General features: G+C 71.1%; 17 protein-coding genes and 1 pseudogene. 7 read left to right on the forward strand and 11 right to left on the reverse strand.

Translation table 11 applies throughout. From position 1 onward, the window contains the following. Window positions 1-20 precede the first annotated feature (20 nt). The 7 genes and pseudogenes from E0500_RS23740 to E0500_RS23770 all read right to left on the reverse strand — a co-directional run. Window positions 21-1,697, reverse strand: coding sequence for a PHP domain-containing protein (locus E0500_RS23740; protein ID WP_131570843.1), 1,677 nt, complete (start codon window positions 1,695-1,697; stop codon window positions 21-23). A gap of 44 nt (window positions 1,698-1,741) precedes the next feature. Then, a complete protein-coding gene (locus E0500_RS23745) occupies window positions 1,742-3,586 on the reverse strand; it encodes a LamG-like jellyroll fold domain-containing protein (RefSeq protein ID WP_131570841.1) in 1,845 nt (614 codons plus the stop codon). An 83-nt stretch (window positions 3,587-3,669) separates the two neighbouring features. Beyond that, window positions 3,670-6,708, reverse strand: coding sequence for a glycoside hydrolase family 2 TIM barrel-domain containing protein (locus E0500_RS23750; protein WP_131571936.1), 3,039 nt, complete (start codon window positions 6,706-6,708; stop codon window positions 3,670-3,672). Between the two features lie 8 nt (window positions 6,709-6,716). Continuing rightward, window positions 6,717-7,553, reverse strand: a complete 837-nt coding sequence (locus E0500_RS23755) for a carbohydrate ABC transporter permease (RefSeq protein WP_131571933.1) — start codon at window positions 7,551-7,553, stop codon at window positions 6,717-6,719. 12 nt (window positions 7,554-7,565) lie between these two features. Then, complete coding sequence (locus E0500_RS23760) at window positions 7,566-8,528, reverse strand: carbohydrate ABC transporter permease (RefSeq protein WP_131571934.1); 963 nt, start codon at window positions 8,526-8,528, stop codon at window positions 7,566-7,568. 1 nt (window position 8,529) lies between these two features. Next, complete coding sequence (locus tag E0500_RS23765) at window positions 8,530-9,816, reverse strand: ABC transporter substrate-binding protein (RefSeq protein WP_131571935.1); 1,287 nt, start codon at window positions 9,814-9,816, stop codon at window positions 8,530-8,532. A 56-nt stretch (window positions 9,817-9,872) separates the two neighbouring features. Continuing rightward, window positions 9,873-10,880 (reverse strand): annotated as a pseudogene (locus tag E0500_RS23770) (carbohydrate kinase family protein); the annotation flags it as partial. 162 nt (window positions 10,881-11,042) lie between these two features. Here E0500_RS23770 and E0500_RS23775 point away from each other — a divergent pair. The 4 genes from E0500_RS23775 to E0500_RS23790 all read left to right on the forward strand — a co-directional run bounded on the left by E0500_RS23775 (window position 11,043) and on the right by E0500_RS23790 (window position 17,335). Next, the gene (locus E0500_RS23775; RefSeq protein WP_131571663.1) at window positions 11,043-11,792 is read left to right on the forward strand and encodes a DeoR/GlpR family DNA-binding transcription regulator; all 750 of its coding nucleotides are present in this window, start codon (window positions 11,043-11,045) and stop codon (window positions 11,790-11,792) included. A 49-nt stretch (window positions 11,793-11,841) separates the two neighbouring features. Then, complete coding sequence (locus E0500_RS23780) at window positions 11,842-13,182, forward strand: 6-phospho-beta-glucosidase (RefSeq protein WP_131571657.1); 1,341 nt, start codon at window positions 11,842-11,844, stop codon at window positions 13,180-13,182. A 51-nt stretch (window positions 13,183-13,233) separates the two neighbouring features. Continuing rightward, on the forward strand, window positions 13,234-16,284 hold the full coding sequence (locus E0500_RS23785; RefSeq protein ID WP_131571655.1) for a glycoside hydrolase family 38 C-terminal domain-containing protein: 3,051 nt from the start codon (window positions 13,234-13,236) through the stop codon (window positions 16,282-16,284). A 166-nt stretch (window positions 16,285-16,450) separates the two neighbouring features. After that, window positions 16,451-17,335: a sulfotransferase gene (locus tag E0500_RS23790; RefSeq protein ID WP_131571652.1), complete on the forward strand. Its 885-nt coding sequence runs from the start codon at window positions 16,451-16,453 to the stop codon at window positions 17,333-17,335. 152 nt (window positions 17,336-17,487) lie between these two features. Here the strand turns inward: E0500_RS23790 and E0500_RS23795 are convergent, their stop codons facing one another. Beyond that, window positions 17,488-18,618: an ATP-grasp domain-containing protein gene (locus E0500_RS23795; RefSeq protein WP_131563607.1), complete on the reverse strand. Its 1,131-nt coding sequence runs from the start codon at window positions 18,616-18,618 to the stop codon at window positions 17,488-17,490. 275 nt (window positions 18,619-18,893) lie between these two features. On the opposite strand from E0500_RS23795, the gene E0500_RS23800 reads away from it, so the two are divergent. From E0500_RS23800 to E0500_RS23810, 3 genes are read left to right on the forward strand one after another with little or no spacing between them, the layout of a single operon-like run. Continuing rightward, on the forward strand, window positions 18,894-19,802 hold the full coding sequence (locus E0500_RS23800) for a metallophosphoesterase (RefSeq protein WP_131563608.1): 909 nt from the start codon (window positions 18,894-18,896) through the stop codon (window positions 19,800-19,802). Continuing rightward, the gene (locus E0500_RS23805; protein ID WP_131563609.1) at window positions 19,750-20,481 is read left to right on the forward strand and encodes a 4'-phosphopantetheinyl transferase superfamily protein; all 732 of its coding nucleotides are present in this window, start codon (window positions 19,750-19,752) and stop codon (window positions 20,479-20,481) included. Before E0500_RS23800 ends, E0500_RS23805 begins: the two co-directional genes overlap by 53 nt. Further along, a complete protein-coding gene (locus E0500_RS23810; RefSeq protein WP_131563610.1) occupies window positions 20,478-21,458 on the forward strand; it encodes a polyprenyl synthetase family protein in 981 nt (326 codons plus the stop codon). Before E0500_RS23805 ends, E0500_RS23810 begins: the two co-directional genes overlap by 4 nt. Before the next feature lie 70 nt (window positions 21,459-21,528). Here E0500_RS23810 and E0500_RS23815 read toward each other — a convergent pair whose 3' ends face one another. The 3 genes from E0500_RS23815 to E0500_RS23825 all read right to left on the reverse strand — a co-directional run bounded on the left by E0500_RS23815 (window position 21,529) and on the right by E0500_RS23825 (window position 24,542). Then, window positions 21,529-21,756 carry a hypothetical protein gene (locus E0500_RS23815; protein WP_131563611.1) on the reverse strand — a complete coding sequence of 76 codons (228 nt, stop codon included), beginning with the start codon at window positions 21,754-21,756 and terminating at the stop codon, window positions 21,529-21,531. 151 nt (window positions 21,757-21,907) lie between these two features. Then, window positions 21,908-23,344, reverse strand: a complete 1,437-nt coding sequence (locus tag E0500_RS23820; RefSeq protein WP_131563612.1) for an FAD-dependent monooxygenase — start codon at window positions 23,342-23,344, stop codon at window positions 21,908-21,910. After that, window positions 23,328-24,542, reverse strand: coding sequence for an MAB_1171c family putative transporter (locus E0500_RS23825; protein ID WP_131563613.1), 1,215 nt, complete (start codon window positions 24,540-24,542; stop codon window positions 23,328-23,330). The genes E0500_RS23820 and E0500_RS23825 overlap by 17 nt, the downstream gene beginning before the upstream one ends. Between the last annotated feature and the right edge of the window lies 1 nt (window position 24,543).

Genomic DNA, 24,543 nt, shown 5'->3' on the forward strand with positions numbered 1-24,543 from the left:
GCTCCCGTTGGGGTGCGCCCTCAGGCGCCCACCACGTCCACGAAGACCGGGTTGGAGTAGAACCACGTGTCCGCCCACGGGTCGCCGTTGCCCGGCTCGTGCGGGATCGGGCCGTGGGGGTCGGTCGTGGCGCCCAGGTAGCCCGCCCCGTTGCGGTTGCCGTCGCTGCCGCGCAGGCGGACGTAGAAGGACTCGTCCCCGGCGGTCAGCGGGATGCGGAGGGTGTACGTCCCCTTCCGGCCGGAGACGTCCTCCGTCCGGACGACCTTGGTGTCGGGAGCCTTCCAGGTGTCCCGGTCGGTCACCGGACCGCGCACCGCGCCCCGGATCACGTCCACATGGGCCAACTCCGGGAGGACTCCCTGGGAGTTGGGGCGTGAAGCGGTCGTCACCGTCACGTTCAGTGTGATCCTCTCGCCCTTGCGGACGCGCAGCCGCCCGCCGAGCGTGACGCCCCGGCCCGCGTCGCGGTCCCGCTTCAGCCGGACGTCGAGTCCGTCGAGCAGATGGCCGTGGTCGAGCCACACCCGGCCCGCGCGCAGGCCCGCCATCACCGCGCGATAGCCGTAGCGGGTGACGCCCACATGGGTGCGGCTGAACTGGCCGGGCCAGAAGTCGCTGCCGGGCTGCGGGCTGTCCGTGTTCACCGGGTCGGGCAGCCGGCCGGTGTTGTCGAAGTTCTGTCCCGGGAGCCAGTCACCGTTCTTCCAGGTGTCGAACACGATGCGGTGGGCGTCCGAGTTGGTGGTGATGGAGAACAGCCTGCCCTCGGCGAGCAGGGAGTCCCAGAGGCCGCCCACGGTCGCCGTCGCCCAGTCGAAGCCGCCGTACGTCAGGTACGCCCCCGCCGGGTAGCCGGGCCAGGACTGCGCGGACGGCTTGTTCTCGTACTCGCCGCGCATCGATGTCGAGCCCCGCCAGCCGGGGATCGCCGCGCCCTGGGCGCCGGGCGCACCCTCCATGCCGATCATGATCTCGGGGGCCGCGTCCCGCCAGTTGCGCATCTCGTGCGGGGAGTCGATGCCCAGCCGCAGGGGGTGGTTGGCGAGGACCAGAACGTCGTCGACGTAGCCCGTGCGGCGCTGCTCGGCCAGCCACTGGATGGCCTTCACGGCGTGCGCCTCGTTGCGCGCGGTGTCGGCGTCGGCGGGGCCGCCCTTGTCGTAGGCCAGCAGCTTGCCGTCGTACTCGCGCTCGAACCGTGTGAGCAGGTCGACCTCGTGCGGGCCGGGCGACGAGAAGACCGTGCAGTGCTCGGCGGCCGGGATGTACCACTCCAGGCCCTGGAAGATCAGCTGACGCGGGTTCTCCGCCCGTGCCCTGAGGATCTCCTGGTGCTCCAGCGAGGCCCCGTACTGGGCGTGCCCGACGTTCGAGTGCTCGGTGAACACCATCCAGTCGAGGCCGTACCTGGCGCCCGCGGCGGCCAGCTGGGAGAACGTGTACTTCGCGTCGTGGCTGTAGACGGTGTGGATGTGGTGGTCGCCGACGAGGTAGGCCAGGCGGGGGTCGTCACCGCCGAGGCGCCGCTCCGCGGCGGCCGCGGGCACCGCGGGCACCGCCGCGGAGCCGAGGGCGAAGGCGGCGCCGAACAGGCCCGCGCGGCGCAGGAGCCCCCGTCGGGAGACGCCCTGCGCGTCGAGGCCGGCGGGGGAGACGGACGGATCGGCCCAGACGGGCAGCTGCTGCTCGGACATGGCGTGCGGGTCCTCTGTGTCCTCAGTGGGTTCTCAGTGGGTTCTCAGTGGTTCATGAACGACGTGACGGGCAGGGCTCGTTCGACGATCCGGACGTCGCCGAGCCGTCCGTGCAGGATCTGGTCGATCCGGCCGCCGTACTCGTAGCCGCCCAGCAGCCACGGCAGCCCGACCGAGGTGATGCCGATCGCGGGGGCCTTGGGATTGCGGACCACCGGGCAGCCCTCGACATACAGCGTCGTGTGCGCGCCGTCGTTGACGACCGCGAGGTGCCACCAGGTCTCCAGCGGCGTCTCCTGGCCCCAGTTGGTGGCGATGCCCTGCTGGTTGAGCGGGCGCATCGCCCACTGCGGCTCGCGGTCGTTGGAGAGGGACAGCGTGGCGAGCGGCTCGTCGGGGTCGTCGGCGGTCCTGCCGGCGGCACCGCCCGTGCCGGTGCGGCTGACCAGGCCCGACCAGGCGTTGTGCGAGGGGTTCCAGTCGGCGGGGAGGCGGTAGAAGGCCTCGATGGTGTAGCCGTTGTCGAAGGTGGCAGAGTTGAGGGGAGCTCCGTCGACCGTGCGCAGATACGCGCCCTTCAGCGGGGACTTGTAGCCCTGGAACTCCAGGCTGCCGTGGCCGGGCTGGTCGGGGTGGTGGTCCGGGGACCAGCCCAGCTTGCCGCCGCCCACGGTGACCGGGCCGAGGTCGTTGCCGCGCCCGGACAGATCGCGGACGGTGCCGTTCGCGGGCGCCTCGAAGCGCCAGTACGCCACCGTGCCCGGTATCAGCATCCGCGACGCGGGCCGCGCCGGTCTCGCGGCCACGGGGGCGAAGCCCGAGAAGCGCTCCTCGAAGTCGATCCCCACGGAGAACCGGTCGGCGTCTCCGCTCAGCTCGATCTCCCGCCGCTCCAGCTCGCCCAGGCCCTTCGCGGCCCGGCCCAGGATCCACGGGGAGATCGTCTCCACGTCGATGGTGTTCCGGTCGAGGTCGAAGCGGTAGAGGCGGATCATCGCGGCGCCACCGAAGTAGCGGTTCTGGTAGTTCGTGAGGTGGAGGTGGACGTCGTGGCCCGCCGCGTTCTTGCGCGTGGTGCGACCGGCGGGCCAGTAGTGCCCGTTGAGGGTGAGGAAGATCTGGTCGTGGTCCTCGATCAGCTGGTCCCAGAGCTGCTGACCGTACGAGGAGAGCGAGTCGTCCCCGTCGACGAGTTCGTGCGTGGTGAGGACGACCGGCGTCTTCGGGTGCTGGGCCATGACGTCCCTCGCCCAGGCGAAGCCCTTTGCCGACAGGCGCCAGTCCAGGGCCAGCACCATCCACTCGCGGCCGGCGGCCTGGAAGAGGTGGAAGGTGTTGTAGCCGTCGGGCGAGGCGCCGCCGAACGTCTTGCCGCCCTGGAACCGCTGTGGACCGAAGGCGTCCAGATAGGGCGTCGCACCGCGCTGGTCGGTCGTGGACGACTTCACGTCGTGGTTGCCCGCCAGGACGCTGTAGCCCACACCCCGCCGGCCGAGGACGCCGAACGCCTCACTGATCGCGGTGATTTCGGCCGGGGTGCCGTTCTGCGTGAGGTCACCCAGGTGGGAGAGGAAGACGATGTTCTCCTCCTGCCCGTGTTCCAGCAGGTAGCGCAGGGACGCCTCGACGGGCGCCTTGTCGATGCTCGGACCGTCGAAGAGGTACTGGGTGTCGGGCATCACGGCGAGCGTGAAGCGGCGGCTGTCCGGGTCGGGCCGTCGGCCGGTGGCGGGGCTGTCGTCCGCGGCCCGGGCGACGGTCGTGGTGGGCAGCGCGACCGCGGCGGCCGCTCCGATCAGCGCGGTCGCCCGCAGGAAACCGCGTCTGCCGGCGCCCGCCTGGGGCGCCTCCTGGGCAGGCTCGTGCCCGGACTCGTGCGAGGTGCACACATTGACTCCGTGAGAGGGGAAGTCCCGGAGGAGAAGGGAAGGGGACGGGAAGCGGGGGTGGAGTCCTGGGAGGGAAAGGGGGATCAGAGAGTGCGCAGGGTCCAGCTCCAGCGGTGGGTGCCCGGCGGGACGAGGTACGAGGGTGAGGTGTCCGGCCCGCACGATGCGGTGCCGACGCCCCGGTGGGCCGCGTCGATATGGACCACACAGCCGGGCCGGGGCACCAGTTCGTCGTGGTGCGCGGCCGCGGTCAGGTCCTCGGCGCGGTAGCGGGTCACGGAGACCTGGCGGGGCTCGTCCAGCCGCACGGCCAACCCGTGGCCGCCGTCCCCGCTGAGCGAGAAGTGGCGCACCCCGTGCCGGCCCCCGCTCTCCTGCGGGCGCAGATACGGGGTGAACAGCTCGTCCACCGCGGCCGAGTAGTGCCCCACGGGCGCTCCGGCGGCACGGTCCGGGTAGCTCTCCCACGGGCCCTGCCCGTACCAGGCGAAGCGGTCGAGCCCGGCGACGGTCTCGAACACGGTGCCCACCCGCGCCACGTCCGACAGCTCCTCGGGCAGCACCGCCGTCTCCTCGACGAACACCCGGCCGTCCCGCAGCGCGGTGAACGCCTGCTCGTGCTCGACCGGCCCCGCGGCCGTGGCCCAGCGGGACCGCACCAGGACCCGGGCACCCTTCCGCTCCGCGGAGACGGTCTCGCGCTCCGCGCGGTCCAGGCCCCAGGCGCGCCAGCGGTCGGCCGTGCCGCCGAGGACGTCGTTGTCGGTGGGGGCGCGCCACAGGCACAGCACGGGCGGCGCGGTGAGCAGCGGATGCAGCAGCAGGCCGTCGGCGTCCGTCTCGGGCCGGGCGTCGGAACTCGGGCCGCCCGCACGGGAGCCGGGGTGACCGAGGCTGTTCCGGGCGGACCCGTCGTCGGCGTCACCCTCGACGACCGCCGCCCCGTCGCCCACCACCGGTTCGCCCACCACCGGTTCGCCCGCTTCCGCCTCGTACCAGCGCACCTGCGGGTTGCACACCTCGGTGCCGCGCGGGGCCCACGGTTCGTCCGCGGCGGTCGTCACGCGCAGTGTCAGCCAGATCTCGCCGGCCCCGTCGAGTACTTCGGGCCGGTCGATGACGGCCGCGCCACCGGGCGGGACGTCGGGCAGCGCGGCCGGCACCGTCCAGCTGCCGCCGTCGGCGGCGGCGAACTCCCACTCGGCGGCCAGCCACGACAGGTCGCGGAAGTGCTGCCGGTTGTGCACCCGCAGCACCCGCCAGGTGCCCTCGCCCTCCACGGACAGCCGCACCGGCGCGGCGATCTCCCGGTGCTCGTACATCACGGGCTTGGGCGTGCGGTCCGGGAAGACGACGCCGTCGGCGATGAACGCGCCGTCATGGACCGCCTCGCCGAAGTCGCCGCCGTACGCCCAGCGCAGGCCGGGTGCGGCGACAGCGTTGTCATACAGCCCGGCGCCCGCGCGCCCGGCCGGTCTTCCGTCGTTCACCCGCTGGAGAATGCCGTGGTCCCAGAACTCCCAGATGAAGCCGCCCTGAAGGCCCGGGGTGGACTCGATGGCCGCCCAGTGGTCGGCGAGCGTGCCGTTGCTGTTGCCCATCGCGTGGGAGTACTCGCACTGGATGAGCGGCCGGGTCTGCTCACCCGACAGTGCGTGGGCGACACAGTCCTCGATCGGTGCGTACATCGGGCAGGCGATGTCGGAGGCGTCGTCCGTGGCCGCCCAGTCCAGCTTGGCGGCGCCCTCGTACTGGACCGGCCGGGTCGGGTCGTGGCGGCGCACCCACCCGGCGGCCGCGTCGTGGTTCGCGCCGTAGTCGGACTCGTTGCCCAGCGACCAGATGATCACGGACGGGTGGTTCTTGTCCCGCAGGACCATGCGCGAGACGCGGTCCACGAACGCGGACGCGTAGCGCGGGTCGTCGGCGATCTCGTGGGCGTGGTCGTGCGACTCGATGTTCGCCTCGTCCACGACGTAGAAGCCGAGCTCGTCGGCGAGGTCGTACAGCGCGGGGTCGTTCGGGTAGTGGGCGGTGCGGATCGCGTTGAAGCCGAAGCGCTTCAGCGTCAGCAGGTCGGCCCGCATGTCCTCGTACGACACGGTTCGCCCGGTCAGCGGATGGAAGTCGTGCCGGTTCACGCCCCGGATGTAGACCCGCTCGCCGTTGAGCAGCAGGTCCCGGCCGCGGATCTCCACCTCGCGGAAACCCACCCGGTGGGTCGAGGTGTCGGCGACGGAGCCGTCGGCCCGGTGCAGGCGCACGGTCAGGCCGTACAGCTCGGGCGTCTCGGCGGTCCAGGCGCGTACGTCCCGCACCGTGGCGCGCAGGCGGGCCTCACCCAGGAAGTCGGAGACGCGCTCGTCCTCGGCGTTCAGCCGGTCGAACTCGGAGTCCTGGGCGAGGTCCTGGCCGTCCAGGCGACCGGTGACGTACCACCCGTCGGGCAGCGCGCCCGCCGCCGACCGCACCCGGCAGTCCACCCGGAGCGAGCCGTCGCACCGCGCCCGCACCGTCACGTCCGCGAGACGCAGCGGGTCCGTCGCGTACAGCAGCACCGAGCGAGTGATCCCGGCGTGCCACCACTGGTCCTGGTCCTCGATGTGCGAGGCGTCGGACCACTTCACGACGGTGAGCCGTACGGTGGCGGACTCCCCGGGCCGTACGGCGTCGGAGAGATCGAACTCGGCCGCGAGATGCGAGTCCTTGGAGAGGCCCACCGGCCGCCCGTCCACGTGCACGAGCAGCACGCTCTCGGCGGCGCCGACCTGGAGCACGATGCGGCGCCCGGCCCATTCGGCTGGGATGTCCACGTCCCGCTCGTACACGCCCGTCGGGTTCGCGGCGGGGGAGTCCGGCGGGAACTCCGTCCACGGCATGCGGACGTTGGTGTACTGCGGCAGGTCGGTCGTGTCCTGCATCGTCCAGGCGCCGGGGACCGACGACCAGGACCATGCGGGGCCGGGCTCCGCCTCGGGTGACGGGAGCAGTTGGAAGCGCCACCGGCCGTCGAGGGACAGGGCACCCTCGCGCCGGTCCACCGCACACATGGGCAGCCGGCGCCAGGAGGTCACCTCGGGTGACTGCCACGGGCGCAGCGCGATCAACGGATCGCCGGACATCCCGGATGTCAACGGATGGCTCCCTTGCCGAGGTCGGCGATGATCTGCCGGGCGCCGACGGCGAACACGATCAGCAGCGGGACAAGAGCGAGCAGGGCGCCGGTCATGACCATTCCGTAGTCGGTGGTGCCGTGGGTGCCGTTGAGCTGGGACAGCGCGACCTGGAGGGTGACGTTGTCCGGGTTGGTGAGGGCGATCAGGGGCCAGGCGTAGTCGTTCCACTGGCCCATGAAGGTGAAGATGCCCAGGAACGCGAGGCCCGGGCGGACCACCGGGAGCGCCACGTGCCAGTACTGGCGCAGGAAGCCCGCCCCGTCGATCCGTGAGGCGTCGAGCAGTTCGTTGTGGATCGCGCCCTTCATGTACTGGCGCATCCAGAAGATACCGAACGCGTTGGCCGCCGCAGGGACGATCAGCGCGGTCATCGAACCGATCCAGCCGATGTTCGCCATGATGACGAACTGCGGGATGGCCGCCATCTGCGCCGGCACCATGAAGATCGCCATCATCAGGGCGAACAGCGTCCGGCGCCCGGGGAACTCGAACTTGGCGAAGACGAAGGCCGCCAGCGAGTCGAAGAACAGGACCAGGACGGTCACCGAGCCCGCCACCAGCAGCGAGTTGGCCATCGAGCCGAAGAAGTCGATGTTGTCGAAGAGGTTGCGGACGTTCTCCGCGAAGTGCGAGCCGGGCAGCAGCTTCGGCGGGTAGGAGAAGATGTCGGTCGACGAGTGCGTCGACATGATCACGGCCCAGTAGAACGGGAAGACCGAGAGCAGCAGACCGGCGATCAGGACGAGATGGAGCGCTATGCCCCGCTGCCGTGAACCCTTGGGGGATGCCATGGTGGCGGGCTCCTATTCTTCGCCCCGGCGCTGTACCAGGCGCCAGTTGATGATCGAGAAGAGGACGACGACGAGGAAGATGCCCCAGGCCACGGCGGCGCCGTAGCCGAAGTCGTTGTTGTCGAAGGTCTGCTGGAAGAAGTAGAGGACCATCGTCTGGCCGGCGTGGCCGGGGCCGCCCGCGAACGAGGAGTTGTTGTCCGTCGTCTGCAGCAGCACCTGCGGCTCGGAGAAGGACTGCAGGCCGGTGACGGTCGAGATGACCAGGACGAAGAGCAGGACGGGACGCATCAGCGGCAGGGTGACCCGGAAGAAGGTCTGCACGGGACCGGCTCCGTCCATGCGCGCCGCCTCGTACAGCTCGCCCGGGATCGTCTGGAGACCGGCCAGGAAGATGATCGCGTTGTAGCCGGTCCACTGCCAGGTCATCAGCGTCGCGATGGAGACCTTGATGCCCCACGGCGAGTTCAGCCAGGCCACCTGGTCCAGGCCGACCGCCTGCAACAGGGCGTTCGCCAGGCCGAAGTTGGTGGAGAAGACCGAGCCGAAGATGATGGCGACGGCGACGATCGAGGTGACGTTCGGCAGGAAGTACGCGAAGCGGTACACGTTCTTGAAGCGCACCGCCGAGTTGAGCAGCACGGCCGTCACCATCGCCAGGAAGATCATGGGGATGGTGGCCAGCGCCCAGATGACGATCGTGTTCCCTATGGAGCCCCAGAACTGGCTGTCGGACAGGAGATAGCGGTACTGCGACAGCCCCGCGAACTCCATCGAGCCGAGTCCGTCCCAGCGGTGGAACGACAGATACAGCGAGAACCCGACCGGGACCAGCCCGAAGGCGAGGAAGAGCAGATAGAAGGGGGAGATCGCGGCGTACAGCCGCCAGTGACTCAGGATCCCCTTGCCTGGAGGTCCGGCGGGGGCGGCGGTCACGGTCGCCGGGGTCGTCTCGATCACGGGTGCGGTGGCCATGTCAGTAAGTCACCCCCAGGTGGTCCGCTATACGCCGGCACTTGCTCATGGCGTCCTTCCAGGCCTGGTCCGGGTCCTTGCCGAGCACGGAGAAGTTCCGCATCTCGTCGTCGATCGGGGTCTTGAGCGCGATGTCGTACGGGCTGTTGAAGGCGACCGGGATCTTCTGCGCCGCCGGGCCGAAGACGTCCATGGTGATCTGACCGCCGAAGAACTCGTCCGGTTCGCGCAGCTTCTCCATCCGGTACGACGCCGGAGTGGAGGGGAAGAGCACGGAGTCGACGAAGCCCTGGGCCTGGTTGTCCGCGTCGAGCATCCAGGTGATCATCTCGAACGCCTTCTCCGGCTCCCGGCACGCCTTGGTGATCGACAGGAACGAGCCGCCGATGTTCGACGGGCCGCCCGGACAGCTCGCCACCCGCCACTTGCCCTTGGTCTTCGGCGTGTTGAGCTTGATGTCGCCGGCCGCCCAGGAGGCGTTCAGCTGGCTGGGCAGCAGGCCCCGCTCGGTGGCCGAGATGTTGTCCGGCGTCCCGTTGACGATCTTCGAGACCAGTCCGCGACGGGTGGCCTCCACGGCCCGGTCCCAGGCGGTGCGCACATGCTCCTGGTCACCGATGAAGTGCCGGTCCTTGTCGACGAACCGCTTGGTCGTCTGGTTGACCGAGATGCCGTAGATGCTGAGGGCGTCGGTGAGGATGAACGCGCCGGGGACGCGCTTCTTGAGCTGCTCACCGGCGGCGAGGAACTTCTCCCAGGTATCCAGCTCCCTGGAGACGTCGTCCGGTTCGTACGGCAGCCCGGCCCTCTCGAAGACGGCCGGCTGGTAGTAGTGGGCGACGGGGCCGCAGTCGATCGGGAAGCCCACCATCGAGCCGTCCTCGGCGATGCCCGCGTCCCACTTCCAGGTCAGATACCGGTCCTTGAGCCTGTCGGCGCCGAGCGTCCGCAGGTCCACGAACTGGTTGGAGTTGGGCAGGTACGAGGCCATGTCCTCGCCCTTGAGCCCGGCGATGTCCGGAACGTGGGCCCGTCCGGTCATCGTGGTCATCAGTTTCGAGCGGTAGTAGCCGCCGATCTGGATGGCCTGCAGGTTCACCGCGCTGTCGTAGCGGGACCTGGCCTTCTGGAGGACCTTCGGGCTCAGCCCGCCGCTCCAGTACCACAGGACCATGTTCCGGCCGGTCGACCCGGTCGGAACGGCACAGCCGGACGCCAGCCCGCCGAGGGCTGTGGCGGCCGTGCCGGCCAGGCCCGCGCGCAGCAGGCCTCTTCGTGAGAGCCGCAAAGCTCCCACCGCCTTTCGGATGTCTTGACTTCGCGTGGGGAGTCAGTGAGGGGTGCTGACGGGGGAGTGACGGGGGCGTGGGAGAGGGGCGGACCCGGGTCGGCCGGCAGCCGCTCGGCGAGGAAGCCGTAGGCGCGCCGCAGTCCGGCGTCGTCGAGCGCGCGCCACCACGTGTGGACCCCGTACCAGCCGGGTGCCGCCTGGGCCCCGCCGTGGTGGCGTACGGACAGACCGGCGGCGAGCACGGCGAAGCGCAGCCGCTCCTGAAGGGGCCAGCCGCCCAGCGAGGCCGCGACGAAGCCGGCGGCGAAGACGTCCCCGGCGCCCGTCGCGTCCAGCACGTCCACGTCCAGAGCCGGCACGTCGGCGTACTCACCCGTCGTCTGGTCCACGGCGATCGCGCCCTCGCCGCCGCGCGTGACCACGGCCACCGGCACCAGCTCCGCCAGGGTGCCGAGGGCGGCGACGGCGCTGTCGGTGCGGGTGTAGGCCATCGCCTCGGTCTCGTTCGGGAGGAAGGCGTGGCACAGGGAGAGCTGGTCGAGCAGGTCGGAGGACCACTGCTGGGTGGGGTCCCAGCCGACGTCCGCGTAGATGTGCGTCCCGTTCGCGGCCGCCTTGGCGAGCCACTCGCGGGGCTCGGCCTCGATGTGCACAAGAGCGGCACGCGCGTCGGGCGGGTCGCCCATCAACGCGTCCTGGGTGTACGGGGGTTCCTGGCCGTGGGTGACCAGCGCCCGGTCGTGGCCGTACGCGAGCGAGACGGTGACCGGGGTGTGCCAGCCGTCCGCCGTGCGGGACAGGGAGAGATCGATGCCCTCCTGGCCGTCGAGGACGTCGCGGCAGTACTCGCCGTAGAAGTCGTCACCGAAGACGGTGGCCAGCGAGGTGGTGAGGCCGAAGCGGGAGGCGGCGACCGCCAGATTGGCGATGCCGCCGGGACCGCAGCCCATACCGTGGGTCCAGATCTCCTCTCCGGGCGTCGGCGGCTTCCCCAGCCCCGTGAGGACGAGGTCGTAGAACAGCAGCCCCGTCAGCAGTACGTCGGGCCGGTCGTCGTCCACGCGCGCATCCTCCTGTCGCAGGCGCCCACGCTCATTTCTGAGCGCGGACGTCGGAACCGTCGCTTTCGGTGCACAGGATCGTGCGCGTCCTCCGGGGATTTGGCAAGAGTCAAGCAGAAGTGAGCATAGAAATGATTGAAGATGACGAGTACTGTCCACGGTGTGCTGGCAGAACGACGACATCAACTCATCCTGAGGGCCCTGCGCTCCGGCGGCCCGGCAGCGGTCACCGACCTGTCCGAAGAGCTCGGAGTGAGCCCCGCCACCGTCCGGCGCGACCTCGTCAAGCTGGAGGAGGAGGGGCTGCTCACCCGTGTGCACGGCGGCGCGGTGGCGGAGGAGGGCGACCAGCCCTTCGCCGAGGTCGCCGAGGTGCGTGTGCCCGAGAAGGACGCGATAGCGGCGAAGGCGGCATCGCTGGTCCAGGACGGCCAGACCGTGCTGCTCGACATCGGCACCACCGCCTACCGGCTGGCCCGGCAGCTGCACGGCCGTCGGCTCACCGTGATCACCAGCAACCTGGTGGTCTACGAGGAGCTCGCCGACGACGAGGGCATCGAGCTGGTGCTGCTGGGCGGCATGCTCCGCCGTGAGTACCGCTCGCTCGTCGGCTTCCTGACCGAGGACAACCTGCGCCAGCTGCACGCGGACTGGCTGTTCCTCGGCACCAGCGGGGTGCGGCCGGGCGGGCAGGTGATGGACACCACCGTCGTCGAGGTGCCGGTCAAGCGCGCCATGATCAGGGCGGGGGACAGGGTCGTCCTGCTGGCCGACCGCGCGAAGTTCCCGGGCACGGGGATGGCGCGGGTCTGCGGACCGGAGGAACTGGACATGGTGGTGACGAACGCACCCGTCGACCCGGTCACGCGGTCCGCGCTGGAGGAGGCGGGTGTGGAAGTGGTGCCGGCGTGAGCCGGGTACACGACCGGGTACACGAAAGGACGGCAAAGGTGGTAGTCGCGTGAAGCTGACGATTCTGGGCGGTGGCGGGTTCCGGGTGCCGCTGGTGTACGGGGCGCTCCTCGGAGACCGCGCCGAGGGCCGGGTGACGCGTGTCGTCCTGCACGACCTGGACGCGGAGCGGCTGTCCGCCGTGACCCGCGTCCTGGCAGAGCAGGCGGCGGGCAGGCCCGACGCGCCCGAGGTGACGGCCACCACCGACCTCGACGAAGCACTCAGGGGCGCCGACTTCGTCTTCTCGGCGATCCGCGTCGGCGGCCTGGAGGGGCGCGCCGACGACGAGCGCGTTGCCCTCGCGGAAGGCGTCCTCGGCCAGGAGACCGTCGGTGCCGGCGGTATCGCCTACGGCCTGCGCACGGTGCCCGTCGCCGTCGACATCGCCCAGCGGGTGGCCCGGCTCGCCCCCGACGCCTGGGTCATCAACTTCACCAACCCCGCCGGACTGGTCACCGAGGCCATGTCCCGCCACCTCGGCGACCGCGTGATCGGCATCTGCGACTCGCCGGTCGGCCTCGGCCGCCGTATCGCCCGCGTGCTCGGCGTCACCGACCCTCGCGAGGCGTGGATCGACTACGTGGGCCTCAACCACCTGGGCTGGGTCCGCGGACTGCGCGTCGCCGGCCGCGACGAGCTCCCGCGCCTGCTCGCCGACCGCGACCTGCTCGGTTCCTTCGAGGAGGGCAAGCTCTTCGGCCCCGAATGGCTCCAGTCCCTCGGCGCGGTCCCGAACGAGTACCTGCACTACTACTACTTCAACCGCGAGGCCGTCCGCGCCTACCAGGAGGCCGAGAAGACCCGCGGCGCCTTCCTGCGCGACCAGCAGGCCCACTTCTACGAGGAGATGCGGCGCCCCGACGCCGAGGCACTCAAGGCCTGGGACCGTACCCGCGCCGAGCGCGAGGCCACCTACATGGCGGAGAACCGTGAAACGGCGGGCGCCGGCGAGCGCGACGCCGACGACCTCTCCGGCGGCTACGAGAAGGTCGCCCTCGCCCTGATGCGGGCCATCGCCCGCGACGAGCGCACCACCCTGATCCTCAACGTCCGCAACAAGGGCACCCTCTCCGTCCTCGACACCGAGGCCGTCATCGAGGTGCCCTGCCTCGTCGACGCCAACGGCGCGCACCCTGTCGCCACCGACCCGCTGCCCGACCACGCCACCGGCCTGGTCTGCGCGGTCAAGGCCGTCGAACGCGAGGTCCTGTCCGCGGCCGAGTCGGGCTCCCGCACGACCGCCGTCAAGGCCTTCGCCCTGCACCCGCTCGTCGACTCCGTGAACGTGGCCCGCAGGCTGGTCGACGCCTACACGGCCGTCCATCCGGGCATGGCGTACCTCAGGTAGATCCCCTAGATCCCCGCACGAGCCCGCACAGCCCCCAGGAGAACTGCTTCCATGCATGACGAACGCCGCCGGATCGAGGAACGCGTCGAGCGCGTCCACACCCAGCGCATCAAGCCCGCGATCTACGCCGCCTCCGTGCCCTTCGAGGTCGAGGCCTGGCATGCCCCCGGCGAGCCCGTCCCCTTCGACGAGGCCGCGGACGCCCCGTACGAGCCCTTCGCGATGAACACCCCCTGGGGTCCGCCCTGGGGCACCACCTGGTTCCGGATGCGCGGCCAGGTGCCCGCCGAGTGGGCGGGCAGGCGCGTCGAGGCCGTCATCGACCTCGGCTTCGTCGGGGACTGGCCCGGCAACCAGGCCGAGGCCCTGGTCCACCTCACGGACGGGACCCCCCTCAAGGCGGTCAACCCGCTCAACCAGTACGTGCCGATCGCCAACCCGGCCACCGGCGGGGAGACTGTCGACTACCTGGTCGAAGCGGCCTCCAACCCCGACATCCTCGCCAACGACTTCGCGGCCCCGACCCCGCTCGGCGACGTCCTCACCGCCGGCGACAAGCCGCTCTACACCTTCCAGCGCGCCGACATCGCCGTCCTCGACGAGAACGTCTGGCACCTCGACCTGGACCTCCAGGTGCTGAGCGAACTGATGGTCCATCTCGAAGCGCACGACCCGCGCCGCCACGAGATCATGCACACCCTGGACCGGGCCATGGACGCCCTGGACCTCGACGACATCCCCGGCTCGGCCGCGGCCGTCCGCGAGGTCCTCGCCCCCGCCCTGGCCAAGCCCGCGCACGCCAGCGCCCACACCGTCTCCGGCGTCGGGCACGCCCACATCGACTCCGCCTGGCTGTGGCCCATCCGCGAGACCAAGCGCAAGACGTCCCGCACGTTCTCGAACGTGACCTCTCTGGCGGACGAGTACGAGGACTTCATCTTCGCCTGCTCGCAGGCCCAGCAGTACGAGTGGGTGCGCGACAACTACCCCCATGTGTGGGAGCGGATCAAGAAGTCCGTCGAGAAGGGGCAGTGGGCGCCCGTCGGCGGCATGTGGGTCGAGGCCGACGGCAACCTGCCCGGCGGCGAGGCCCTGGCCCGCCAGCTCATCCACGGCAAGCGGTTCTTCATCGAGCACTTCGGCGTCGAGACCAAGGGCGTGTGGCTGCCGGACTCCTTCGGCTACACCGCCGCCTATCCGCAGCTCGCCAAGCTCGCGGGCAACGAGTGGTTCCTGACCCAGAAGATCTCCTGGAACCAGACCAACAAGTTCCCGCACCACACCTTCTGGTGGGAGGGCATCGACGGCACCCGCATCTTCACCCACTTCCCGCCGGTCGACACCTACAACGCCAGGTTCAGCGGCGAGGAGATGGACCGCGCCGTCCGCAACTACCGGGAGAAGGGCGGCGGCACCCGCTCCCTGGCCCCCTTCGGCTGGGGCGACGGCGGTGGCGGCCCCACCCGCGAGATCATGGAGCGGGCGCGCCGGCTGGCCGATCTGGAGGGCTCGCCGAAGGTCGTCGTCGAGCACCCGGACGAGTTCTTCGCGAAGGCCCGCGACGAGTACCCGGACGCCCCCGTCTGGGCCGGCGAGCTCTACCTGGAACTGCACCGCGCCACGTACACCTCCCAGGCCCGCACCAAGCAGGGCAACCGGCGTTCCGAGCACCGGCTGCGCGAGGCCGAGCTGTGGGCGACCACGGCCGCGCTGCACGCGCCGGGCTACTCCTACCCCTACGACAAGCTCGACCGGCTGTGGAAGACGGTCCTCCTCCACCAGTTCCACGACATCCTGCCGGGCTCCTCGATCGCCTGGGTGCACCGGGAGGCCGAGGCGGAGTACGCACGGGTCGCGAAGGAGGTCGAGGCACTGACCGCCGAGGCGATCGCGGCACTCGGCGCGGGCGACGCACGCGTGTTCAACACCAGCCCGGTGGAGCGCAGCGAGGTCGTCCGGACCGCGGACGGCTCCCTGGTCCACACGGTCGTCCCGGCGAACGGCAGCGCCCCGCTGGGCGCCGGAGAGGGCACGGACCCGGTGACGGTCACCGGACGCGTCCTCGACAACGGCCTCGTCCGGGTGGAGATCGCCGAGGACGGCACCCTGGCCTCCGTACGCGACCTGCGGGCCGGCGGCCGCGAGGTCCTCGCCGACAAGGGCAACCTCCTCCGGCTGCACACAGACCTCCCGAACTACTGGGACGCCTGGGACGTCGACAAGCACTACAAGAACCGCTACACGGACCTGCTGGACGCGGACTCCGTGACAGTCGTAGAGGAGGACCCGCTGCGGGGGGCGATCCGGGTGGAGCGCTCCTTCGGCAAGGGCTCGAAGATCACCCAGACGATCAGCCTCCGGGCCGGCAGCCCCCGCATCGACTTCGAGACGGACATCGACTGGCACGAGGCCGAGAAGTTCCTCAAGGCGGGCTTCCCGGTCGACATCAGGGCGCCCCACTCCTCCGCGGAGATCCAGTTCGGCCACATCCAGCGCCCCACCCACACCAACACCAGCTGGGAAGCGGCCCGCTTCGAGGTGTCCGGGCACCGCTGGGTGCACATCGCCGAGCCCGGCTACGGCGTGGCGGTGATCAACGACTCCACGTACGGCCACGACGTCTCCCGCACGGTCCGCGAGGACGGCGGTACGACCACCACGGTCCGCCTCAGCCTGGTCCGCGCCCCGCGCGTCCCGGACCCGGAGGCCGACCAGGGCAGGCACCGCTTCACCTACTCGCTCCTGCCGGGCGCGAGCGTGGACGACGCGGTCGCGGAGGGCTACGCGCTGAACCTGCCGCTGCGGATCGCTTCTGCGGCGGGCACCGCGGAGCCGGTCGTGTCGGTCGACGGCGCCGGCGTGACGGTGGAGGCGGTCAAGCTGGCCGACGACTCCTCCGGTGACGTCGTGGTCCGGCTGTACGAGTCCCGCGGCGGCCGCGCCGAGGGCGTGCTGCGCACCGGCTTCCCGCTCGCCGGGGCCCAGATCACGGACCTCCTGGAGCGCCCGCTGGAGGCGGCGGCCAGCGAGGGCGACACGGTGCCCGTCGCCCTGCGGCCCTTCGAGGTGAAGACGCTGAGGCTGACCGTGGAGAAGTCGTGACTCCGCCTCCCAGGAAGAATTAAGAAAGGAGTAAACATGCTGGTCGCGGCGGGTGTACGACTCGCCGCGACCCTTGTCTGTTCCCTGCCCGTCACCTGGTGTTCGCCCGCTGCCCCTGTGATACGGGCGAACGAAAGCGGAGTGAGATGGGTGGAGAGGTGTCATCGTGCGAGACCCGCGTATCAACGCGATCGGTAAAGGGCTCAAGCGCCGGGGCAGGCTGATTGCCGAGGCGGTGAGCCCGCCGAAGCGGACCCTGGACGCGGTACCCGCGCAAAGGAGCACCGAGGCCGAGGCCGGCCCGGAGCCGTACGTGGCCCCGCGCGCCCCACGCCTGGTGGAGTCGCCGGTGTTCGTGCTCTCGTCGGTCCGGTCCGGCTCCACACTGCTGCGCGTTCTGCTCAACAGCCACAGCCGCATCCGCGCCCCGCACGAGATGCATCTGCGCACGGTGCACGTCAACCTCTCGCGGGACTTCACCGCTGACGCCATGAAGGCGCTCGAACTCGACAAGGACGAGGTCGAGCACGTCCTGTGGGACAGGCTGCTGGACCTGGAACTCACCCGCAGCGGCAAGGAGCTGATCGTCGACAAGACGCCGCCGAACACGCTCATGTGGCGGCGGCTGCACCGATGTTGGCCCGAGGCACGCTACATCGTGCTGCTGCGCCACCCGGGCGCGGTGATCGCGTCGCTCACGAGCCGTCGTACGGACCCCGACCACGAGGCGATCGAGGCGGAGGTCCTGTCCTACAGCGAGAAGCTGGAGGAGGCCCGGCAGAACCTGGCCTGTCACGTCATCACGTACGAGGAGCTCACGGCTGAGCCGGAGCCGGTGACGCGGGGCATCTGCGACTATCTGGGCGTCCCCTGGGAGCCCGCGATGCTCGACTACGGCAGCAAGGACCACGGAACGTTCCGCCCCCAGCTCGGTGACTGGTCCAGCACCATCAAGTCGGGCCGCATCCAGTCCGCCCGCCAGGCCGACCCGAACGCCACCCTCTCCCCGCGCCTGTCAGAACTGGCACAGGCCTGGGGCTACCCCTCCTGAGGCTCCTCGCCCCCGCCGCCCTGAACGGCCTCGCCCTCAAACGCCGGAGGGACTGGCATTCAGCGCCTCCGGCGTTTGAGGAGCGGGGGTCCAGGGGGCGGAGCCCCCTGGGATGGGACGGGTAGGGGCGGCGGAGGCGAGGAAACGCCCGGTCAGACCGTCAGTGGGCTGTCTGCCGAGTGGGGGCGGACGCCCGGCGTCGGGGCGAGGGGGAAGGGGCGCGCCACCGCCGGTACGTCCGGACGCTGGTGCGGGAGGGAGACGGGACGCACCGCACGCGGCCCCGAGACGACCGTGTAGTCCGCCCCGAGGCGGGCCGGAAGAAGCTCGCCGGGGTCCTCGCCGAGGGCCAGCTGGACGGCGGCCCAAGGGGCGTTGAGGCCGCAGAGGGCGAGCTGGTGGAGCCCACCCGCAGGTCGCGTGTTGACGTCCATGAGAACCGGATCGTCGCCGTACATGCGGAACTGGATGTTCGAGAGGTAGTGGAGGCCGAAGCCTTCCGCCAGACGGCGCGCCGGCTCGATCCAGGCCGGGTTCAGCGTGAAGCCGCGGCGGCGGCCGTTCTTCGTACGGCCCACCGCCATACGGACGCGACCGTCCGGGGCGACGAGGCAGTCCACCGACACCTCCGGCTGCTCCAGTCGCGGCATCACCAGCCAGTCCACCGCCTCCCCGGCATCACGCAGCGCCTCCAGCACCAGGTCCAGAGGCACGTACGGACTCGGAAACCCGTTGAGGTGCGAGAGCGAGAACGGGGTCCGCGTGACGACACGGAAACCCACCCCGCCCGCACCGGCCGCGGGCTTGAAGCACGCCTTGTGCCCACCGGCCTCCAACTCCTCCACAGCGGCGACGAGTTGGTGCGCATCCCGCACCCGGTAGTACGGCGGCACCGGCACCCCGAGCGCCTCGACCGCCTGGTACGCCGTCACCTTGTCCTCGAAGACGTGCACGGCCTGAGCGGGCGGCGCGAGGAGCGCCGTACCCACGGCCCGGAACTCCTCGCGGTGCGCGGCGATCGTCGCCTGGTGCAGCCGCGGCACGAAAACGTCGATCCCGCGCCGCTGGCACTGGGCGAGGGCGAACTCGACGTACGCGGCGGGGGAGAGCCCCTCCGGCTCCAGGTCGGCGGTGTCGGCGGCGGCGAGCACGGGCGAGTCGGGGTCCCCGTGGGTGGCATGGATCTCGACCGGATGCGAGTGCGGATTACTTCGCAGCTGATCCATGAAGAACACGTTCTCCGCGTACGTGCGGTTGAGCCAGACGCGTACGCGAGAGACCATGCAGGCCGCCTTTCACGGTTCGCGGGCAGGGCTGAGCAGGCCGTGCCCGGCCAGGGGAGAGGGAGGTACGCCGAACCGCCCGACGCGAGTGAGGGAGCGGGGCGGAGGTGTTGGGGCGATCATAAGGCCACTGGGACCCTGGTTTCTGTCACGCGCGTGTTAATCCTTGGTACGGGGCCGGCCAGATGCTGTTCACGTGTTCGGCGGGCCGCTCTTGTCCGCCGGCGCGTGCGTGTGTTCTCGTGTTCCCATCCGAAGATCTGGAGGGAGTGAGGGTGGAGTCGACCGCTGGCGGTTCGGGGAATCTGCTGGCCATCAGTGACCTGCACATCGCCTATCCCGAGAACCGCGCCCTGGTCGAACAGATGCGCCCCGAAACCGACGGCGACTGGCTCCTGGTGGCCGGAGACGTCGCCGAGAAGGTGGACGACATCCGCTGGGCGCTACAGACCCTCGCCGGTCGTTTCGCCAAGGTCGTCTGGGCACCGGGCAACCACGAGCTGTGGACCCACCCGAAAGATACCTTCACGGCACGCGGCGTCGAGCGGTACGACCATCTCGTCGCCCTGTGCCGCGAGCTCGGCGTCACCACGCCCGAGGACCCGTACCCCGTGTGGGAGGGCCCGGGCGGCCCCGCCGTCGTCGCCCCGCTCTTCCTGCTGTACGACTACTCGTTCCTGCCGCCGGGCTGCGCGACCAAGGACGAGGGACTGGAGTACGCGCACGGCACCGGCATCGTGTGCACCGACGAGCAGGTGCTGTACCCGGACCCCTACCCGAGCCGTGAGGCCTGGTGCCGCGCCCGGGTCGCCGAGACCGAGCGCAGGCTGGCCGAGCTCCCGGCGGACCTGCCCACCGTGCTGGTCAACCACTACCCCCTGGACCGGCACCCGACGGACATCCTGCGCTACCCCGAGTTCGCGATGTGGTGCGGCACCCGGCTCACCGCCGACTGGCACCGCAGGTTCCGCGTCGAGGTGATGGTCTACGGCCATCTGCACATTCCGCGGACCACCTGGCTGGACGGGGTCCGCTTCGAAGAGGTGTCGGTGGGGTACCCACGCGAGTGGCGCCCGCGCCCGAAACCGCCGGGAAGGCTGCGCCGTATTCTGCCGATGGAGGTCGGAGCCGGTGATCGAGGAGTTGCTCCCGGAGTCGGTCGTGGTCGTGGAGGCGTACGGTGAAGACGCCGCCCGCGCGACCGAGGGGCCCGAGAGCGCGTCGCTCTTCCCCGAGGAAGAGGCGGTCATAGCGAGGGCGGTGCCCAAACGCCGCAGGGAGTTCACCGCCGTACGCGGGTGCGCCCGCCGCGCCATGGAGAAGCTCGGCGTGCCCCCGCAGGCCGTGCTGCCCGGCGAGCGTGGCGCCCCGGCCTGGCCGGAGGGCCTGGTCGGCAGCATGACCCACTGTGAGGGCTACTGCGCCGCCGCGCTGGTCCGTGCCGCCGACGTGGCGTCCCTCGGCATCGACGCCGAACCCCATCTGCCGCTCCCGAACGGTGTCCTGGGCGCCATCGCCCTCCCCACCGAGGAGGCCCGGCTGCACCGCCTGAACGACGAGCGGCCCGGCGTCCACTGGGACCGGCTCCTGTTCAGCGCCAAGGAGTCCGTCTACAAGGCGTGGTTCCCGCTCACCGCCAAGTGGCTGGACTTCTCGGAGGCCGACATCGACGTGTTCGCGGACACCGGCGCTCACACCGGCGCCGGGTCGGGCACCTTCCGGGCCCGGCTCCTCGTGCCCGGGCCGGTGGTGGGCGGACAGCGGATCGGGTCCTTCGACGGACGCTGGACCGTACGACGCGGGCTGGTGGCCACCGCCGTGTCGGTGCCCTGCCCGACGGAACGCGCGAAGGCCGCCGAATGACCTCCCTGTCCTACGTCGAACTGCACCGGCAGTTCTCGGGCGAGATCGACGCGGCTCTGGACGCCGCCCTCGACGCGCTGGGGCCGGAGTCGGAATCGGTCCGGGACGCGATCGCCGGACTCTTACGGCACCAGCAGATGAAGTACCCCCTGTCGGTGCTTCCGCTGCTCGTGCACGCCGCGGAGACGGGCGCCCCCGGACCGGCCGTCCCCCTGTCGGCCGTCCACCTGCTGTGGTGGACCTCGGCCTGCTACTTCGACGACCTGGCGGACAGCCAGGCGACCGGCGCGCCCGAGGGTCTCGGTGAGAACGAGGCACTGCTGGCGGCCGTCGTCGGCGGGCAGGCGCTGCCCATCCGTATCGTCCAGGCACAGCCGGTTCCGGACGCCGTGCGCAACGCCCTCACCGCGGAGATCGTCAACTGTTGGTTCCCCGCCGTGGAGGGGCAGCTCAGGGATCTGCGGGGAGACACGGAGGGCGCCGCACGGGAGGCGGTCGTCGCGGCGTACCGGGGCAAGTCCGGGGCTCCCTTCGCGATGATCACGGCCATGGCCGGCATATGGGCGGGTGCGGACAGCGGGCGCATACGGCTGTGGCGTGAGTTCGGTGACGTCCTCGGCATCCTGTGGCAGCTGTTCAACGACCAGGAGGACATCCTGTCCGGCCGCAACGAGGACCTGCGGAACGGCACCATGACCTATCTGCTGGCCTGCGCCCTGGAGGACGCGCCGCCCGGGGCGCGGGGACACGTGCTGGCGCTGTCCGGCGCCGCGCGTAGTTCCGGACGGGCACGGCAGGAGCTCACGGACCTGCTCCTCGCGCCCGCCGTGCTCCGCAGGTACCAGAAGGACCTCGACATGTTCCGCGACGAGGCGTACCGCATCCTCGGTGAACTGGGCGGCCACGAGGAGCCCTCCGCGGCCCTGCGGCAGCTCGTGGACCAGTCGGGCGGACTGTACCTGCGGGCGACCGCCTGAGCCGGCCCGCGCTCGTGCGTCCTGGAGCGGGCCCCTCCTGGTTCGCCGGGGAACGGGCCGCCACCGGGTGTCAGACCTGGGGGCACCAGCTCCGCAGCAGCCGGAAGAACTCCTCCTCGTTGCCCGCGAGTCCGGCCGCCGCCAAGGCCTGCTCGGCCTCGGCGAGCGCGGCGGTCGGCACCACGGGTGGTCGGCACCCGTCCGGCGGGCCGTCGAACGCGGCTCGTACGGTCTGCAAGAGCCGCAGATAGGCCTGCACGGCGGTGCGTTCGTGGTCGGTCAGTACGGCGGTCGGCATCGGACGGCTCTCCCCTGTTCGGCCGGTCTGATCGGTGCGTGCGCCCCGGCAGGGTGGTGGCGCACCTCCAGCTTGCCGTCCACCACTGACAATCCCGTTCCCGTACGCGGAGGTTCGCCCGCTCAGCCGAGGCGAATCCTTTGCTGCACGCCTACCTCCCGGCCTCCTCCGGCGCCCCGGACACCGCCGCCCGTTCCCTCTCCGTGAGCGGCGGACCCGCCAGTGGGGCCTTCAGCGGGCCTCGCACGACGGCGAGGAGCACTTCGGGCGCGAGCAGGGCGCCGGGTGGCTTGGAGAGGGTCATGACGCCGAGGAACGCCCTGAAGACCAGGGGGCGGCCCGTCGCGGTGCGCAGAAGGCGGTTCACGTAACGGGTGAACATGCGCTGGACGAGGCCGGGCTGCTCGCCCACCGCCTCCGGGTAGCGGATGTCCGTCTCCGTGGCCAGCTGCCACGCCATCGACACCGGACCGGCCACCGCCCGCTGCACCCGCCGCGCGAGCCGCGGAGCCATGAGCCCGTGCGCGGCCACCCGCTCGCGCAGCACGAGGGCGCTCTGTGCGGCCACTGACATGCCGTGACCGTACAGCGGGTTGTAGGTGGCCACCGAGTCACCGATCGCGACGAACCCCTCGGGCCAGGCCGAGACCTTCTCGTAGAAGCGCCGACGGTTGACGGTGCTGCGGGTGACGACCACCTCCGTCAGCGGTTCCGCGTCGGCCAGCAGCTCGCCCACCACGGGGTGGCGCAGGTTCCTCGCGAAGGCCTCGAACTCCTCGGCGGACGCGGTCGGCTGGCCACCGCGCGTGCCCGACACCGTCACCAGCCAGCGCCCGCCCTCGATGGGCACGAGGGTCGCGCTCTGCCCGGGCACCGGCCGCCCCGCGTCCGGCTGGACGTTGACGACGGGGAACTCCTCGGTGCCCGCAGGCGCGCGGAAGACCCGGCTGGCGTACACGAGCCCGGAGTCGACCTCGCCCAGCGGTGCCGGCGGCACGCCCAGCGCGTCCAGCCACATCGTGGCCCGCGAGCCGCGCCCCGAGGCGTCCACCACCAGATCGGCGGCCAGGACACGCTCCTCGCCGTCGGCCGAACGGATCCGCACCCCCGTCACCCGGGACGCGCCGCCCTCCAGCCCCAGCAGTTCGGTGCCCTGCACCACGGTGATCCGTGACTGCCTGACGACCTCGGCGCGGATCACCGACTCCAGCAGGTCCCGGCTGCACGCGATCATGAACTCCATCTCGGGCCAGCGCCGCACCCAGCCCTGCGCCGAGAGTGAGACGAGCCCGGTCGGCAGCGGGATCCGGCGGGCGCCCGCGGCCAGCCAGGCGTCGGTCACCCCGGGCAGCAGCTCCTCCATCGCGCGGACGCCCCCGGACCACAGGAGGTGCGCATGACGGGCCTGCGGGACGCCCCGGCGCGATGCGGGGCCCTCGGGCAGCAGGTCGCGCTCGATGACCGTGACATCGGCGTACGGACGCAGCGCGGCGGCGGACAGCAGGCCGGCCAGGCCCCCGCCGATGACGATGGCCCGACGGAGTTCCGACGGCGCCGTGGATCCGGGGACGTCAGCGGGTTCGCTCATGGAAGTCGCTCTCTGGCAGGGGCGCGGCATGCTCCCGGGCAGCCGCGACGACGGGTGACTGACTGAGGGCCAGGGACAGCCGGACCAGGTCGCGCGGACGGTCTGTCGAAGGGGTCGGGGTCGGGGCGGCGCCGGTCTCCGCCGAGCTCATGATCCGGCCCTCCGGGTCGGCCACCCGGGCCCGTACCGCCGCCGTCACCATCGCCGCGTCGGCCTCGGCCCGAGCCTGATCGGGCGCGGAACCCGACGCGACGGCCGCGTCGTAGGCCCTCGCCCGCACCTCGGAGTCGAAGTACGGGTGCAGATTGAGCATGCCGTCATGGATGTCCGACTCCCGCTGTGTCACCCGCAGTTGGACCGGCGACCACCAGGCGATCCGCACCGCACGCTCGCCCTGGTCGGCCACGGGCCTAAGCTCCCGCCACAACGGGTCCAGCCTCCGGTACGTCGACCAGGTCGTCCAGGAGTCCCCGATGCGCTGGCAGGCCAGCGGCAGAGCGAAACCGACCGCGCTGATCTGCGCGCCGGCGGAGGCCAGCACGGGCGCCACATAGGTGCTCAGGTCGTCCAGGTTCCCACCGTTCCAGCGGGCCACCACGGCCGTGAACTTCGCCGCCGAGTAGGGGACGTTCGACAGGAAGCCGAGCGCGATGATCAGCAGCCCGGCCCGGAGCCAGCCACGCACCTGGAGCGCCCAGCGCCAGCACATGACAACCGTGGCGACGCCCGCGACGGAGAACGCGGCGAGGTAGAGCACGATCATCTCGCGGATGAACGGCGTGTTGGCGTAGTACGTGTCCAGGTCCCGCAGCCGCTCCACCGGCGCGTCCCCGAGCGCGAAAAGCACCACGATCGCCACGCTCACCGCGCCGTACCCGGCGATCCAGCGGCGCGACAGCCGGCGCGTCACCTCGGCGGGACCGCCCCGCCAGTTGATGATCAGCACCAGGCAGGAGGCGCTCAAGGCACACAGCAGGACGTAGACGAGAGGCGCCGAGACGTTGGTGATGCCGGTGAGGCGGTTGACCTCGGCGATCGTCGGCGGGGCGGCGAAGCAGAACACCAGGCTCGCCAGCGTGAGCAGTGCGCACACGGATCGCAGCAGCGGATCCCGCCAGCCGCGCAGCAGCGCGGGCGTCTTGACGGCGAGGACGACCGCCATCGCCACCGCGGGGATGTAGTAACTGGACCCGTCCATC

The organism is Streptomyces sp. KM273126 (genome assembly GCF_004337435.2).
Lineage (GTDB): Bacteria > Actinomycetota > Actinomycetes > Streptomycetales > Streptomycetaceae > Streptomyces > Streptomyces acidicola.